Source organism: Aminipila terrae, assembly GCF_010120715.1.
Classification (GTDB): Bacteria; Bacillota; Clostridia; order Peptostreptococcales; family Anaerovoracaceae; genus Aminipila; species Aminipila terrae.
Map to the genome: position 1 here is coordinate 2056850 of NZ_CP047591.1, position 17244 is coordinate 2074093.

The window sequence follows — 17244 nt, forward strand, 5'->3', positions numbered from 1 at the left end:
ACAGAGTTAAAAATGTGGTACAATTATAAAATAGATATATTTTGGAGGAAAAAAATGTCAGAAAGAGTTAAACAGGCTTTAGCTAATCATAAAAAAGGATATAATTGTGCACAGTCAGTAGTTTGTGCATACTGTGACTTATTCGGAATAGATGAAAAAACTGCTTTTAAAATGGCAGAAGCTTATGGATTAGGTATGGGAACTATGGGAACCTGTGGAGCGGTAACTGCTATGGCTATGGTAGCGGGAATGAAGCTGAGTGATGGAAATTTGCAAGCACCTGCAACAAAGAAAAATTGTTACCATATGATGCAAAGGATGACAGATGCTTTTTTTGAAAAAAATCAGTCTATTAACTGCAGTGAAATAAAAGGGATGAATGACGGACCTATACTAAGAAGCTGTGACGGATGTATAGAAGATGCTGCAAAAATTTTAGAAAATATGCTTCTGACGAAGTAGGGGGACGTAATGAACGATAAAAAATTTAAAGATGCCTTATATGAATTTAGAGAAATCAGTGACTTAAAGGATATGGTTGATACTAGTGCAGAACTATTTTCTGAAAAAGATGCATATCTGATCAAGCTTGTACCAGGAGGAGAGTATGCTCCTGTAAAATATAAAAAATTTAAAGAAGATATTGATTCCCTGGGTACCCGGTTTATTGAAATGGGACTGAAGGGTAAAAAAATTGCAGTAGTTGGTGAAAACAGTTACAAGTGGATTGTAACTTACCTGGCTGTAACCAATGGTACTGGTGTAATCGTACCCCTTGACAGAGAACTTCCGGCACCTGAAATGGCCAATTTAATTGAAAGAGCAGAAGTCAGTGCGATTGTTTATTCTAAAAAGATGGAAAAGACTGTAGTGGATACTGTGGAACAGCTGAAAAACAGTGTTCAATATCAAATATGCATGGAAGAGACTGATTCTTCCGGTAAATATAATTTGGATATTTTAATAGAAGAGGGGAAAAAATTAATACAGCAGGGAGATCGCAGTTTTATTGAGGCTGAAATCGATAGGGAAGCCATGTGTTCACTTTTGTTCACATCCGGCACCACAGGCCTTGCTAAAGGTGTGATGCTCTCTCATAAGAATATAACAGCTAATGTCTATAATATGTCCAAATATGTATCCATTCCTTATGATGATTTTGGCCTCTCCGTATTACCTATGCACCATTCCTACGAACTTACATGTCACATTTTTACTGGAATTTATCAGGGAATGACTGTGGCAATATGTGAAGGATTAAAGCACATTCTTAAAAATATGGCAGAAGCACCGGCAGGAGTAATGCTGGGGGTACCCCTTGTGTTTGAGGCAATGTATAAAAAAATCTTAAAGCAAGCTGAAAGTGCCGGCAAACTGGGAAAGATGAAAAAAATGATGTCGGTGTCAAAAACTCTTAAATTATATAACCATCCACACATCGTAAAGAAGATTTTTAAAGATGTACATAATGCTTTGGGAAATCATATGAATCTGTTTATAGCTGGGGGGGCTGCCATAGATCCTGGCGTGATAGAAGGTTTCCAGTCTTTAGGTATTCCAATGATTCAAGGTTACGGCATGACAGAAAATGCACCAATTATAGCGGTAAACAAAGACCGGTACAGCAAACCCGCAGCGGCGGGGCTTCCTATGCCAGGTACGGAAATAAAAATTATTGATGCTGACAAAAATGGAGTGGGAGAGATAATCTGCAGAGGGGATTCGGTAATGCTGGGATATTATAATAATCCGGAAGAAACTGCAGAAGTCCTTATAGATGGCTGGCTTCATACTGGGGATTACGGATACTTTGATAAAGATGGATTTTTATATGTCTGTGGAAGAAAGAAAAGCGTAATAGTAACCAAGAATGGAAAGAATATTTTCCCTGAAGAAGTAGAATTTTATCTGACTCAGAGTGAATTTATACAGGAAGCTCTGGTACATGGTATTATAGATGATAAGACTGGCGATACTATTGTAAAAGCAGAAGTTTATTTGGACAAAGATGTTATAGCGGAGAAAGCAGGAGAACTTTCAACCTCAGATTTGAGAAATTTTATAAAACAGGAAATTGACAGGATTAATGAAGAGATGCCCCTGTACAAGAGAGTTAAGCGTTTTGGTATAAGGGAAAAGGAATTTGAAAAAACCACTACAAGGAAAATCAAAAGATTTAATCAGTCAAATATGGAGGAATAGGAGCTAAAAATGCTACAAGCCGAAGAATTTATTAAAAAAATATATGAGAATGGAGATCCGCATATCCGGTATAAACAAAGCAGACCCATTAATGATATAAAAGAGTTACTGGTATCCAGTGCTGAAATATATCCTGATAATACTGCATTCTGGGTAAAGAAAAGTAAAGGTGGAAATTACGAAAGTATAACTTACGCCGAAACTCTTGCAGATGTTAACGCTCTTGGCACTGCATTGGCTGTAAGAGGATTTAAGGATAAAAGAGTTGCAGTTATTGGGGAGAACAGTTATGAGTGGGCCATATCCTATCTGGCAGTTGTGTGTGGTACCGGGATTGTGGTTCCTCTGGACAAGGAATTGAATGCCAGCGAACTTATGCAGCTGATAGTCAATGCAGAAGTAAGCTGTGTACTTTTTGATGGGAAGTTTGAAAAAGTATTTAAAGAAATGCAGGCAAGTGGTGAAACGGTATTAAAAATGCTTGTAAATCTGGACATTGATAAAAATACAAGTGGTGTGATTTCTCTGAAAGAACTTATAAAAGAGGGTCAGGAAGCCATTAATAAAGGCAATAGAGAATTTATTGATGCAGAAATAGATAAGGAATGCTTAAGCATGCTGTTATTTACATCGGGTACGACAGGAGTTTCTAAAGGCGTTATGTTATGCCATAGAAATATAGCAGAGGATTTGATGTCTGCTCCCACAGTACTGGAAATCAGATCTGATGATATTTTCTTTTCTGTACTGCCAATTCATCATACCTATGAATGTACCTGCGGATTTTTGCTTGCCCTGTATAAAGGAGCAGCCATTGCTTACTGTGAAGGACTTAAATACATTGCAAAGAATCTTGTAGAGGTAAAACCAACTATATTTCTGGGAGTGCCTATACTTTTTGAGAACCTGTACAGAAAAATCTGGCAGAATGTCAGAAAGCAGGGAAAAGAAGAACTTTTAAGAAGAATTATTAAAATTAACAGAGCAACTAAAAAAGTTGGGTTAGATTTAGGAAATATATTTCTAAAAGACATTAGGGCTGTATTTGGCGGCAGAATGCGACTGATGATTTGCGGCGGAGCTGCTATTAATCCGGAAATACTTGACGGAATAAGAGATTTTGGTATTCTGGCTCTGCAGGGCTATGGACTTACGGAGTGTGCACCTATAGGGGCTCTTAATCCAGATAAAGCACCAAAATCTGCATCCATCGGACGAGCATTACCTAATTTTGATATGAAAGTTGTAGATATAAATGAAGAAGGCATTGGTGAGATATGCCTTAAGGGAGGAAATGTAATGCTTGGATATTACAATATGCCTCAGGCTACAGCAGAAGTATTAAAAGATGGCTGGTTTTATACAGGAGATTTAGGATATATTGATTCAGAAGGGTATGCGTATATAACTGGCAGAAAGAAAAATGTTATTATTACTAAAAATGGGAAAAATGTTTATCCGGAAGAATTAGAGTACTATCTAAGCAACATCCCTTATGTATTAGAATCCTTTGTTTACGATAAAGAGTCAGAAGATGGACTTGACACTGTTATTGTAGCATCAATTCGTATTGATGAAGAGGAAGTGGCACAATGTCTGGGAGAAGGATATACAGATGACATGGTAGAAGAGCTTCTTTGGAAAGAAGTGGATGAAATTAATGATACTTCACCGTATTTTAAGAAGATTAAGCGTATTGTACTTCGAAAAACTGAATTTGAAAAGAATACTTCAAAAAAAATCAAAAGATTTGTTGAGGCAAATAAACAATAAAATATAACTAAAAAAACTCTGTACATGATTTTATAAAAATTCGTACAGAGTTTTTTAATAACCTTAAAGAATGTTCTGATTAAAGCTGCTTTTTAATTATTTAACTACAATGTGAATATTCTTTGAACTTGTAGCATAAACCATTGTGGCATAGCATAAATCAAATTCAATGATATCTCCTACATGGATATCATCTTTGCAATTTTCAATATCCAGAATTAGGTGGTCACTGCTTGATCCTAAAATTTCTAATTTATCGTTTCTTGGAATTAACATATCCGAATCACCGAAGTCAACCTTTCCTAAAGCTGCCAACGCCCTTCTTCTAATGCCTCTGTCCACATAAGTCTGAACATGACCGAAACAATCGAAGGACAATTCTCCTACCGGATGGCTAGGTTTATCTTTTACTTCAATAATTTCAGCTTTTAAAGTAAATACATCCTGATTCAGGAAGTCTGCATTTACACCAAAAAGGGCACCATAATCATGAGCAAGGATGATACCTTCACCTATTCTGAGATGATTGATTCTTTCAGGAATAGTTCCGTCAAATACCATGGCAGCGGAAGTGGTAGCACCTCCTGAAATAATGTCTAATTTTCTTCCAATAACAGCTTCTATTTTTTCTGCAATTCCAATCAGTTCATTCATTTTTGCAGGAGTAGCTTTTATGGAACCATAGCATCCAAGGTTTGTTCCTATACCCATTAAATCAACGCATTCCAACTGATTTTCTACATAACTTGCAGCTTTCACCATTTCGTCTACATCCCAGAAGCCTTCTCTTAAGTCCCCTAAATCGGACATTAGGACTACACCATGGCGTTTACCCTGTTTCTGGCATTCTGCATTTATTTTATCAAGTACGGTAAGTTCACTATTTAAGCTGTATTCTACGTATTTTACCAGGTCCTCAATTTCACTGAGCATAGGGACTCTGATTAAGAAAAACGGTTTTTTGCAACCTGCGTTTTTGGAATCAATAATCTGCTCCATTCGAGAAGTAGCTATGTATTTACAATCGGAGTTATCAAACTCCTTTACCATTTCAGGTATTGCATGAAACCCTTTTATGACACCGGCTACGTCAATGCCCTTATCCTGACATAGTTTAACTACAGAATCAATATTGTGCCTGAACTTTTTTAAATCTACCTCTAATTGAGGATACCTTGTTGTGTTTGTACTCATTTGAAATTCCTCTCATTCTTTAATAAATAATCAGCAGAAATACCGGTCATTCCTTATCTATAAGGAATAAATGTTATCATAATCATAACATATTATATTTGCCAATAAAAGCGAATTTGTATGATAATTTTTGTATTGTTTATTGAATTTATTAGTTTTTTCTTAAATGAAAATCCAATCCCTTGACACTTGTTTTTTTTGGATATAGAGTAGTAAAGAAAATAACTTTAGATACATATGAAAGGTGTTAGTGTAACCAAAAATGTGTGAAAAAGAAGGAATTAAAAATTTAGAGAAGACGGATTCTGTTAAAGGAATCCTATTCTCTCTTTGTGCACAGGTAATATGGGGATTCAGTGTGCTGCTGACAAAGCAGATTACAACAAATTTTTCTCCCCTGACTCTCCTTAGCTGGAGATTTACTATTGGGATGATTGTAATGACCATATTAGCCGCTTTGGGAATTTTACCAGTTAACTTAAAAGGAAAAAGTAAAAAGGCTTTAATTATATTAGCTGTTTTCCAGCCCGTTTTGTACTTTATAGGGGAAACTGTAGGAATTAAATTGACCACAGCATCAGAAAGCGGCATTTTTATAGCAATGATCCCAATTGTTACTTTAATTTTGTCTATTAAATTTCTAAAGAAAATCCCCGGCAGATTACAGACTGCCGGAGTAGTTACTTCTGTATCGGGCATAGTGCTCATGGTCACCTGTAAAGGGGTAGGTGTATCTTTTAATGTGCTGGGATATTTAGCACTTATTTTAGCCGTTTTTTCAGCTGCTGTTTTTTCGATTTTGTCAGATAAGGCTGCAGAATACAGCAGTATAGAGAAGACGTATATCATGACAGGGATGGGAACCCTGGCATTTGATCTGGGAGCAGCAATGGAGCATATTTCTAAGGGCAGTGTGAAGGTTTGGCTGACACTTCCTATCCACAACCTTCAGTTTATGCTCACAAGTCTGTATCTGGGGATAGGATGCTCAGTAATAGCATTTTGTTTAATGAATGCTTCCATAAAATGTATAGGAGCAACAAGAACTACTGCTTTTGCCAGCATTACAACAGTGTTAACAGTATTATGTGGGGTGTTTATTCTGGGAGAAAGTCTGGAACCTTTGCAGGCCGTAGGAATTATTTTTGTTATAGCAGGAATATATATGGCAAACAAAATTTCAATTGTTCCAGAGTGTTCAGAAGAAGGAAAGTAGGTTTCAGGAGGATTTATGTACAGGGTATTGATTGTAGAAGACGATTTTGTTATAGCAGAGTCTTTAATGACTCATCTTGGTAATTGGGGATTTGAGGTAAAATATATAGAGAATTTCAAGGATGTGATTTCTGAATTCACTTCATATGATCCACATATTGTATTGATGGATGTTACATTGCCATTTTTTAATGGATACCACTGGTGCAGGGAGATTCGGCAGATTTCATCTGTTCCTATTGTGTTTATCTCTTCTGCGGGGGACAATTTGAATATTGTGATGGCCATGAACATGGGGGGAGACGATTTTATTATTAAGCCCTTTGATTTAAGTGTTCTGACTGCTAAAATTCAGGCTATCATAAGGCGGACTTATTCCTTTCAGGGGCGCACTAACATCATTGAACATAATGGGGTGCTGCTCAATCTGGGAAATGCCACTTTAATCTATGAAGATAAAAAAATAGAACTTACCAAAAATGATTTCCGCCTTCTCCAGGTACTTTTTGAAGGTGCAGGGAAAGTAGTATCCAGAGACAGCCTGATGACCAGATTGTGGGAAGATGAAAATTTTGTTGATGATAATACTTTAACTGTAAACATTACCAGACTTAGAAAAAAATTAGAGGAGATAGGATTAGAAGATTACATTTTAACCAAGAAAGGCATTGGGTATATTATTGAATGAATACGAGACATGAAATAATGGTAACTGCCAGGGCGTTTGTAAAGGAAAATGTAAAAAAAGCCATAGTATATCTGGTTTTCTGTTGCATATTTGGTATCCTTTTTATGCTGCAGTCTGTTCCGGCAGATGTAGTATTATATGCTGCTGAAGTATGTGGATTTCTAGGAATAATCTGTCTTTTATATGAGTTTTATAATGCCTGTAAAAAACACCTTTTACTAGTAGAATTAAGAAATCAGGTAACGTTTAACATTGATAGTATGCCAGATTGTGGGACATTGATAGAACAGGATTACCAGAAGCTTGTAAGTGATCTGTTTATACAGATGAAACAGCAGGAATCTGTTTTTATGTCAGAGACCAGAGATATGATAGATTATTACACACTCTGGGCCCATCAGATTAAAACGCCAATAACGGCTTTGAGCCTGATTCTTCAAGCTGAAGAAGGGGATGCCACCAGGCAGATGAAAATGGAACTTTTTAAGATAGAACAATATGTGGAAATGGTTATGCATTATCTTCGAATGGGAAGCATGAATTCAGATCTGGTACTGGAAGAACACAATCTGGAGAAAATAGTAAAACAGGCAGTAAAAAAGTACGCAGCAGTTTTTATATATAAAAAAATAAACCTTCAGCTGGAGCATATAGATGTTCAGGTGCTTACCGATGAAAAATGGCTGAGTTTTGTGATAGAGCAGCTTTTGTCCAATGCACTGAAATATACAAGAGAGGGAAGCATTAAAATATATATGAAGCAGGAATCAGAGACTCTGATCATTGAAGATAGTGGAATAGGTATAAGCAGGGAGGATCTTCCAAGAGTTTTTGAACAGGGTTTTACAGGATATAATGGACGTATGGATAAGAAAGCCAGTGGATTAGGGCTTTATTTGTGCAAAAAAGTTATGGAGAATTTATCTCACAGAATAACCATTGAGTCGGAAGAAGCAAGAGGAACCCAGGTATTGCTGGATTTGCATACAGAAAGAATCATAGTGGAATAAAAGTATGAAACCTTACAAAAATGAAAGGTTAAAACCTAAAATGTAAGCGAAATCTATGGCAGAGGTTTCGTTTTTTTATTATCATAAAACTACAAAAGGGATATAACAGGAAATGGAGGAAGAAAAATGGCACTATTAGAAGTGAAAAACTTAAAAAAAATATATTCTACACGGTTCGGGGGCAATCAGGTACAGGCATTGTCCAATGTAAATTTCTCGGTAGAAGAGGGGGAGTATGTAGCCATAATGGGCGAGTCCGGTTCAGGAAAAACAACATTACTGAATATATTAGCTGCTCTTGATAAACCAACCAGTGGAGAAGTACTGCTAAATGGAAAAAGTATTGCAGCAGTAAAAGAGGGAAATATAGCAGAATTCAGAAGGGCCAACCTTGGGTTTGTTTTTCAGGATTTCAATTTGTTAGATAACTTTTCTCTGGAAGATAATATTTTTCTGCCGTTAGTTTTGGCAAGAACACCCTATAAAGACATGCAGCAGCGTATTATGCCTATTGCTGAGAAACTGGGGATTTCTGACCTTTTAAAAAAGTATCCTTATGAAGTGTCAGGAGGTCAAAAACAGCGTGCAGCAGTGGCAAGAGCATTGATTACAGATCCTCAGATTATTTTAGCAGATGAACCTACAGGGGCTTTGGATTCAAAAGCCTCGGATCATTTACTGGATTTGTTTTCAGGCATTAACAAAAGTGGGCAGACCATCTTAATGGTAACACACAGTACAAAAGCTGCAAGTCATGCAAGCAGAGTCATCTTTATTAAAGATGGTCAGGTATTTCATCAGATTTATAAAGCAGGAATGTCAAATGAAGAACTGTACGAAAAAATATCTCATACGCTGGTTGTAATTGCTGCGGGAGGTAATGCAAATGAATAGGTTTTTTTATTTTAATATGGCATGGGCAAACATGAAAAAGAACGGCAGGATGTATTTGCCATTTTGCCTTGCTTCCATAGGTACTGTAGCAATGTTCTATATTTTAAATTCCATTGCAGAGAGTGATGGAATGTCCATGGTTAAAGGAGGAGAAATTCTAAGAGTTATTTTAGGATTAGGCTGTTTTATCGTGGGAATGTTTGCATGCATTTTTCTGTTTTACACAAACAATTTCCTTATGAAACAGAGAAAAAAGGAACTGGGAATCTACAATGTGCTAGGGATGGGAAAATTGCATATAGGAATTATTCTGTTTTTTGAAAATGCTATTTTATATGGAATAACCATTGTTTTAGGATTAATAAGTGGACTGGTGATAAGCAAATTTATGTTTCTGATCCTTCTGAAAATGATGGCTTGTAAGATTCCAATTGCATTTGTTATTGAAAGCCGGGCAATGATGATTTCCGTCATCTTATTTGGATTGATTTTCCTTGCCATGTTATTGTCCAATATGCGTCAGATTCATCTGGCAAAGCCGGTAGAACTTCTTCAAAGTTCCAACGTGGGAGAGAAAGAACCGAAAACCAAATGGTTCTTAACCACAATTGGTGTTATTACAATTGCTTTAGGATATGGAATCGCTTTAACTATTAAATCACCTTTGGCTGCAATAATGATGTTTTTCCTGGCGGTTATTCTGGTAATCATAGGAACTTATGCTTTGTTTACTGCTGGAAGCATTGCCGTTTTAAAAACACTTAGGAAGAATAAAAATTATTATTACAAAACCAAGCACTTTATCGGAACGTCCGGAATGATCTACAGAATGAAGAAGAATGCTGTAGGTCTGGCTAATATTTGTATTTTATCAACCATGGTATTAGTTACATTATCAACAACAGTATGTTTATACTCCGGGCAGAACAGTGCAGTGGAAAATGCATATCCCAGAGAAGTAGAAATTATGTCCAATGACATTACAGCAAATACAAAATCTGAAATCTTTGATATTATTCAAAAGAGTCAGTCTGATGGCATAAAACAGGCCAAAAATATAGCAGTATTTAATTATTTTATGTATGATTCATTGAGAAATGAAGATCAGTTTTCAGGCATAGACAAAGACAGCAGTAAAACCTACCAGTTGTTTTTTATTGCATTGGATGACTACAACAGTGCAGAAAACACTCACAGGAAGCTGGAGGATGATCAGGTCTTAATATATTCAGATTCCAAGTATGATGAAGATTCAATTTCAGTACTGGATCACAAATTCGCTGTAAAGGCACATCTTCAAAACTTTTCATTTAGCAGTGTCAATAATATGCAGAATTATCAACGGATTTATATTGTTGTTCCAAATCAGAATGTTTTTGAAGAATTAAGACAAAAAATCAATACTACTTATAAATCTGAGGGAATTCTACAGAGCTACAGTGGATTTGATTATCAGCAGAGTGCAGAAGAAGGAAAGCTTTTCCTTGAGAGGTTAAAAAACAATTTAAAGCAGCAGGATATGCACTCTTATATAATAACAAAGGAAGGGATGGAACAGGATTCAATGGCAGTGTTTGGTGGACTCTTGTTTATAGGCAGTTTCCTGGGTGTGTTATTCATCATGGCCACAGTTCTGATTATTTACTATAAACAGATTTCAGAAGGTTATGAGGACAGAATGCGATTCCAGATTATGCAAAAAGTGGGACTGACTCCAAAGGAAGTAAAGAAGTCTATTAGAAGCCAGATGCTTACAGTATTTTTTCTACCATTAGTTGTTGCAGTGATACATGTAGCGGGAGCCTTTAACATGATAACAAAAATGCTGGCCCTGTTCCGGCTGACGGATATAAACTTATTTCTCACCTGCACTCTGATTACCATTTTAATATTTGGCATTATATATGGAATTGTTTACGGACTGACTGCCAAAGCTTATTATAAAATTGTAAGATAAAAAAGTAAGATAAAATTCAGAGCTTATTAAAAATGTTTTTATGCACATTTTGATAAGCTCTTTTATTTTATGAAGGAAACGTGATAAGTGATATTCAATATAAGTGATAAATTAATGAAAGTTTTATTTTATATAAATATACCCTTAAGAAAAAGTAGGATGCAAGTATGATACAATTATGCTGTAAAACGTCAAATGAGGGGGATTCCAATGATAAAAATTTTAGTAGTAGAGGATGAAAAACCAATTTCAAACTTAATAAAAATGAACCTTTTAGACGAGGGGTATGGTTGTACTTGTGCTTATGATGGGCAAGAGGCAGCAGACATCATTGAGAGCAGAACATTCGATTTAGTTTTACTTGATATCATGCTCCCTAAGATTGATGGTTATGAGTTAATAGAATATATAAATACTTACGAGATTCCTGTTATTTTTCTAACTGCAAAATCAAATGTTCTGGATAAAGTAAAAGGGCTAAAGGCCGGGGCGCAGGATTATATCACAAAGCCTTTTGAAATAGTAGAACTTCTGGCCCGCATCGAAACTGTTTTGAGAAGATATGATAAAACAGCTAAAACCATGAATATTTTCAATATTCATATTGATATTGCTGCAAGAACAGTAGCAAAGTCTGGACAATTGATTAATCTCACCCTTAAAGAATTTGATTTACTAGTTTTTTTTGCGAAAAATAAAAACCGGGTATTGTCACGCAGCCAGATTTATACCAGGGTATGGGGAGAAGATTTCATGGGTGACAGCAGAACCGTTGATTTGCATGTACAGCGTGTGCGCAAAAAGTTAGGTCTGGAAAAAGAAATAGTAGCTGTTTATAAAGTTGGATACAGACTGGAGGTAAATGTGTGAAATTTTACTGGAAAATTTATTTTTGCACCATGTTTATAACCATAACATGCTTTTCCGTAGGGGGTTATCAGCTGGTTCATTCAAATTTTAATTCAGCTATGCAGCATGAAGTAAATGTCTCCAATGAATTCGGAGATATTGTATATTATTCACTTATCAATGAGTTAAAAAATTACAATCAGGGACGGACTTCATTTACAGAGCTGCATGATGGTGAAGATTTATATTATGGGGAAATTTTTGAAATCGCAAAAAGTATGAATATCAATAATATGAACCAAAAAATTTCATTCTGTTTAATAAAGGAAAACAAAGAGGTTCTTTTTTCTTCTTTAACAGAAGAATTTGATAAAAATCTTATTTCTAATCTTTCTCAGAATACAAAAGGATATATGATTAAAACAAAGGGAAATGAAACATATATTCAGACCATACGCCCAGCAATACTGTTAAATAGGCTTTGCTATATTGAAACTGTTAGAAATGTCAGTTACATATTTCAAAATCAAAAAATGCAGTATGTACTTCTTATGGAAATTATAATAGAGATGCTTATTGTTGTTGGTGTTTTAATGTTTTTTATATCAAAACTACTGATGCAGCCCATTATACGTCTGACTGCTGCAGCAAAACAAATAGCAGCAGGTGATTTTAGTAAGACAGTGGAAATAAAGGGGGAAGATGAATTTTCCGTACTATCGGAAAATTTCAATTTTATGTCACAACAACTGGATGAAAAAATTAAGCAGTTAAAAGAGGAAGCGGAAAAACAGGAATTATTTGCTGCTGCTTTTTCCCATGAGCTAAAAACACCTCTTACATCTATCATTGGTTACTCAGATATGCTCCGTTCAAAGCAAATGGATAAGGAAAGAACTTTATTATGTGCAAACTATATTTTTGAAGAAGGAAAGCGTTTAGAAATGCTTTCTATGAGGTTGCTGGATCTGGTGGTTTTAAGAAAGCAGGAAATAAACTATAGAAAAACTTCCACAGCAGAATTCTTTGGGGGTATATTTTCTATAATGTCACCAGTATTAAAGGAATCAAACATACTATTAATAAAGAAAATCGAACCAGCAACTGTTTATATAGAGCCGGAGCTAATGAAAACCGTAATTATCAATTTAATTGATAATGCAAGAAAGGCAATTAGTCAGAATGGCGAGATCGTTGTCTGGGGAGAAATGAAGAATGATAATTATATGATTACAATAAGGGATAACGGAAACGGAATGGAAGAAGCTGAGATTAAAAAAATCACGCAGGCATTTTATATGGTTGACAAATCAAGAAGCAGAAAAGAAGGCAGCGTTGGACTGGGACTGGCTATTTGTGAGGAGATATTAAGGCTGCACAATACTGAAATCCATTTTTCAAGCCGAATATCAGTTGGTACTTGTGTTACCTTTACATTAAAGGGAGAGCCATACAATGAAAAAAATAAATAATTTTACTAAAATTTGTTTATTGTTTCTGATTCTCTTTATAGTGGCATTATTGCCGGTGGAAATTACAAGCCTTGAGAATAAAAGAGTGATACATCAGGTATATACGGCAGACATTTCAAAAGAAGAGCAGAATGCAAATAAATCTTTACATATAAAAGAAAAATTTGCCATTATCATGAAGTCGGCAGGACATTCCGTTTTAAGTACAAACAATCTACTGGAATCAGCTGAACATGAATCATTAAATGAAGTCATAAAACAGTTGGAGTTGCTGGAGAAAAAGAACGTGATTCCTCCTCTTAAAGTTGACAAGGATGTAAAGATAGTAGAATTGAAAAAAACCACATATTTCGATATTGATGAACCGTTAAATGGAGTAAATATTGAAGAACTGTGTCTGAAAGGGGGAAACTGCACTATATGGGTTTCCATGGATATGGAAACAGCAGCAATTTATCGGATTGTCATATCATCTAAAGAAGAATTGCCAGAGTTTCAAGAAGAATTTAATCCGGTTTTGTACATGGATTATTTAGGGCTACCTTTAAATAACATTTCAGTTAAAGGCAATAGCTCCAGAGGATGGATAAACTATACAGATGAGATGTTACACTTTTCATATGAATATAATCAGGAGAATAATTACTTATCCTTTGAATTGGTGACTTCAGAGAATATCAAAGATTCTGATAAATATAAAATAAAATGGATTAATAAGACTTTATTAAAAAATGATGCAATTCTGATACAACAATAAAACGAGAATGATGCACTTATTTTGTAGAATTAACTACAAGATAAGTGCATTTCGTTTTTTTAAGGGGGTTAAAACATGAATAGAATGGATAATCTGCAAGGAAGTTGTAGGATAAGGCAACATAGCAGGAAAAGGAAGAAGCAAAAAAAAATTGCAGCGAGAATGTTGTTTTTAGTCATGAGCTGCTTCGTATTCCTTATGCTGGGACAAGTGTTCACAAATGACACACAGGATCATAGCAGTGGGGTAGTTCAAGCTGCAACAGATTATACTAAAATGAAAATCAACAAAACCAGTGAAGTCAGTGCAATTAGTGCTGCAAATAGAGGCATAAACAGCAGGAATGACTGGAATTTAATTCTTGTGAATCCCTGGAATAAAGTACCTGACAACTTTGGAGTTGAATTAACTAAATTGAAAAATGGGCAATCAGTGGATAAACGGATTTATCCAGAGTTGCAGGAGATGCTAGACGCTGCCCGCGGAGAAGGTTTATCTCCTGTAATCTGCTCATCTTTCAGAACAATGGAAAAACAGCAGTACCTTTTTAATAATCAAGTAAATAAATATGTTGCACGGGGATACTCACCTGAACAAGCAAGGAATGAGGCCGCTAAATGGGTGGCGGTTCCCGGAACAAGTGAGCACCAGACTGGCCTGGCTGTTGATATTGTATCAACAAGATATCAGTCACTGGATAAAAAACAAGAAGAGACAGCTGAACAGCAGTGGCTGATGAAGAATTGTTATAAATATGGATTTATTTTACGATATCCATCAGATAAGGGCAATTTTACAGGTATTGGCTATGAACCCTGGCATTATCGATATGTGGGAAAGGAAGCTGCTAAGCAGATTATGGAAAAAGGCATCTGTCTTGAAGAATATTTGAAAACTATTTAAGGTCTTCTTTACTTTTGGCATCAATATAACTGCCATTCACATCATTTTTCTTGCATTGCCCCGTCACGGTATGTATGCTTAGAGTGGAATATTATATGGAGAGGGAACAGATAGTTTGATTAAAATTGCAGTTTGTGATGATGAAGAAATCATGCGGTCACAGTTGAATAATAAAATAGTTGCTTATATGGAGAATACCAATTGCTCCAGTCAGGTGTTTCTCTTTTCAAATGCAGAAGAATTAGTAGAAAGTAGTACGGACTATGATATTATTTTTCTTGATATCCAGATGGAAGGAATGTCAGGAATGGAAGCTGCCAGAAAAATAAGAGAAGCAGGCGGGGAAAGCTATATTGTATTTATTACCGTTCTAAAAGAATATGTTTATGATGCTTTTGATGTTGAGGCCACAGACTATTTGCTCAAGCCGGTAGAGGATGAGAGATTTATGCGAGCCATGGACCGGATTTTACATTACATAGAGGATAAAAGGACAGCCAGTCTTACGGTACAAAAATCTACTGGATACAAAATAATCCGACTTACAGACATTTTTTATTGTGAGGTTATTAATCGTAAGATTTATATTTATACGAAGCAGGGCGTGATTGACTACTATAATAAAATTGACGAGTTAGAAAAGCAGTTAAAAAGTTATTTTGTCCGATGCCATCGGAGTTATTTAGTTAATCTGCAATATGTCTGCGGATATGAAAATGGGATTGCACAACTTGAAAATGGAAACAAGATACCCATTTCCAGATCCCGTCAGCAGGATTTTATTAAGGCAGTTCTAAATTACATGAAAGAGAGAAAAAAATAGGATGAATAACTTTAGTATATTCGGCAGCTGGTTTGAATTTATTTTTTATTTCTGTGGTTTAAATGGTTGCCTGGCGTTACTTGAGATAGGCTTTTTTAGTCGGTTTATCAAACAAAAATTAGACTGGTACTATTACCTTCTTTATTTAGTCATCATGTATTTTATATATGCAGTTGAAATACAGCTAAAAGTGCCCTTTACTGTAGCAACTGTTTTGGAAACCGTCTTATTAATGGGATTTGGGTATCTGGTTTTGAAATGTCCGCCAGTGATATCAGCAGTTACAACAGTACTAACCATTACCATTATGCAGGTTGTGAACGGAATATTTCAATCTTTGTCAAGCATACTCTGCACCCATGCATCTCATAATGGGAAAGTCGTAGCAGTTATATTAATAATAAATAGTTTGCTGGCCATGGTTGCAGTACTTTTGACTTATAAGTACGTATTAAAGTATTTCTACATTAAAAATACTTTAATAAACCGGTATATACTGATTCTCTTACTTCCTGTTTTATTTATCTTGCTGGTAGTTCAACATATATTCATGAATTATGGAAATATGGTTATTTTAAATTCCAATGGAGAAAGAATTTTTCCTGAGATTAATGATTTAGAGATGTTATTAATACAAATTGCAGCATTTTTTTGTCTGATGGCAGTACTTTTTGCTTATAGTAAATTGTGTGAAGGTTTTGAGCTGAAAATACAGAATGCATTGCTGGAACAACAGTTAGGAATGCAAGAAAATTATAGGCAGGAAATGCAAACACGATATGAACAAACACGGTCATTTCGTCATGATTTAAAGAATCACTGGATGGTAATGAAAGGTTTAATAAAAATGGGAGAAATAGAAAAGGCATGGGAATACCTGAACAAATTGGAGATTACATCGGATTTATTTTCCTACCCCTGTCAGACAGGAAATCCTATTATTGATATGTTACTGAGCAATAAACTGGGTGGTGCTGTACAATCCGGGATACAGGCTGATTGTGACGTTAAGATTCCGCCTGGAGGTAAAATTGACGAAATGGATTTGTCTGTTGTATTTTCCAATGCGGTTGATAATGCCATAAAAGCCTGTCATTCCATGAAAGAGAGCAATGAAAAATATATTGCGCTGTCAGCAGCACAAAAAGGCTCTTTTTTTATGATAGAAGTGGAGAACAGCCAGAACAAAGAGGATGGTTTTCCAAAAGGCTCTGGAATCGGCCTGAAAAATATCAAGGCTGTTGCTGAAAAATATAGTGGGACTATCAGCGTGGAAGATAACTTTCAATCTTTTAAATTAAATGTGCTTTTTATCATTCCACAACATTGGGACAACATCTCACAACAAACCCATTGAAGAACTTAGAACCCTTTCATATAATGTGGGTAACCGAGTATCTGAGGGAGGGTTTTACATATGGAGATAAATGGGTTAGGGTATTCTTGTGCACAGGATAATGTGAAAGAAGACCATCAAGATTCGCAAAGGCAAATCGACGTGTTAGAA

General features: G+C 35.6%; 15 protein-coding genes. 14 read left to right on the forward strand and 1 reads right to left on the reverse strand.

What is annotated here, in order from left to right; translation table 11 throughout:
• The first annotated feature begins 54 nt into the window (after positions 1-54).
• Genes Ami3637_RS09695 through Ami3637_RS09705 form a run of 3 tightly spaced genes read left to right on the forward strand, consistent with a single transcriptional unit; the run spans position 55 to position 3975 of the window.
• Positions 55-462 (forward strand): C-GCAxxG-C-C family protein, encoded by a 408-nt coding sequence (locus tag Ami3637_RS09695; RefSeq protein WP_162362396.1) that lies wholly within the window; start codon positions 55-57, stop codon positions 460-462.
• A 9-nt stretch (positions 463-471) separates the two neighbouring features.
• Complete coding sequence (locus tag Ami3637_RS09700; RefSeq protein ID WP_162362397.1) at positions 472-2202, forward strand: AMP-dependent synthetase/ligase; 1731 nt, start codon at positions 472-474, stop codon at positions 2200-2202.
• A 9-nt stretch (positions 2203-2211) separates the two neighbouring features.
• Positions 2212-3975, forward strand: a complete 1764-nt coding sequence (locus tag Ami3637_RS09705; protein ID WP_162362398.1) for an AMP-dependent synthetase/ligase — start codon at positions 2212-2214, stop codon at positions 3973-3975.
• Between the two features lie 96 nt (positions 3976-4071).
• On the opposite strand, the gene Ami3637_RS09710 is transcribed toward Ami3637_RS09705, so the two are convergent.
• Positions 4072-5169: an alanine racemase gene (locus Ami3637_RS09710; RefSeq protein ID WP_162362399.1), complete on the reverse strand. Its 1098-nt coding sequence runs from the start codon at positions 5167-5169 to the stop codon at positions 4072-4074.
• Between the two features lie 262 nt (positions 5170-5431).
• On the opposite strand from Ami3637_RS09710, the gene Ami3637_RS09715 reads away from it, so the two are divergent.
• The 11 genes from Ami3637_RS09715 (at position 5432) to Ami3637_RS09765 (ending at position 17094) form a co-directional block, all read left to right on the forward strand.
• Positions 5432-6385, forward strand: a complete 954-nt coding sequence (locus Ami3637_RS09715) for a DMT family transporter (RefSeq protein WP_162362400.1) — start codon at positions 5432-5434, stop codon at positions 6383-6385.
• A 15-nt stretch (positions 6386-6400) separates the two neighbouring features.
• Positions 6401-7072 (forward strand): response regulator transcription factor, encoded by a 672-nt coding sequence (locus Ami3637_RS09720; protein ID WP_162362401.1) that lies wholly within the window; start codon positions 6401-6403, stop codon positions 7070-7072.
• Entirely contained in the window at positions 7069-8082 is a 1014-nt protein-coding gene (locus Ami3637_RS09725; RefSeq protein WP_243157982.1) for an ATP-binding protein, read from the forward strand. The genes Ami3637_RS09720 and Ami3637_RS09725 overlap by 4 nt, the downstream gene beginning before the upstream one ends.
• A gap of 126 nt (positions 8083-8208) precedes the next feature.
• Positions 8209-8976, forward strand: a complete 768-nt coding sequence (locus Ami3637_RS09730; RefSeq protein ID WP_162362402.1) for an ABC transporter ATP-binding protein — start codon at positions 8209-8211, stop codon at positions 8974-8976.
• Positions 8969-10933 (forward strand): FtsX-like permease family protein, encoded by a 1965-nt coding sequence (locus tag Ami3637_RS09735; RefSeq protein ID WP_162362403.1) that lies wholly within the window; start codon positions 8969-8971, stop codon positions 10931-10933. The genes Ami3637_RS09730 and Ami3637_RS09735 overlap by 8 nt, the downstream gene beginning before the upstream one ends.
• A gap of 210 nt (positions 10934-11143) precedes the next feature.
• The gene (locus tag Ami3637_RS09740; RefSeq protein ID WP_162362404.1) at positions 11144-11803 is read left to right on the forward strand and encodes a response regulator transcription factor; all 660 of its coding nucleotides are present in this window, start codon (positions 11144-11146) and stop codon (positions 11801-11803) included.
• The gene (locus tag Ami3637_RS09745) at positions 11800-13254 is read left to right on the forward strand and encodes a sensor histidine kinase (protein WP_162362405.1); all 1455 of its coding nucleotides are present in this window, start codon (positions 11800-11802) and stop codon (positions 13252-13254) included. Before Ami3637_RS09740 ends, Ami3637_RS09745 begins: the two co-directional genes overlap by 4 nt.
• The gene (locus Ami3637_RS09750; RefSeq protein WP_162362406.1) at positions 13238-14011 is read left to right on the forward strand and encodes a hypothetical protein; all 774 of its coding nucleotides are present in this window, start codon (positions 13238-13240) and stop codon (positions 14009-14011) included. Before Ami3637_RS09745 ends, Ami3637_RS09750 begins: the two co-directional genes overlap by 17 nt.
• Before the next feature lie 75 nt (positions 14012-14086).
• Complete coding sequence (locus Ami3637_RS09755) at positions 14087-14914, forward strand: M15 family metallopeptidase (protein WP_279286661.1); 828 nt, start codon at positions 14087-14089, stop codon at positions 14912-14914.
• Positions 14915-15029: 115 nt separating this feature from the next.
• Positions 15030-15737 carry a LytR/AlgR family response regulator transcription factor gene (locus Ami3637_RS09760; RefSeq protein WP_162362407.1) on the forward strand — a complete coding sequence of 236 codons (708 nt, stop codon included), beginning with the start codon at positions 15030-15032 and terminating at the stop codon, positions 15735-15737.
• Position 15738: 1 nt separating this feature from the next.
• On the forward strand, positions 15739-17094 hold the full coding sequence (locus Ami3637_RS09765) for a sensor histidine kinase (protein ID WP_162362408.1): 1356 nt from the start codon (positions 15739-15741) through the stop codon (positions 17092-17094).
• Positions 17095-17244 lie beyond the last annotated feature (150 nt).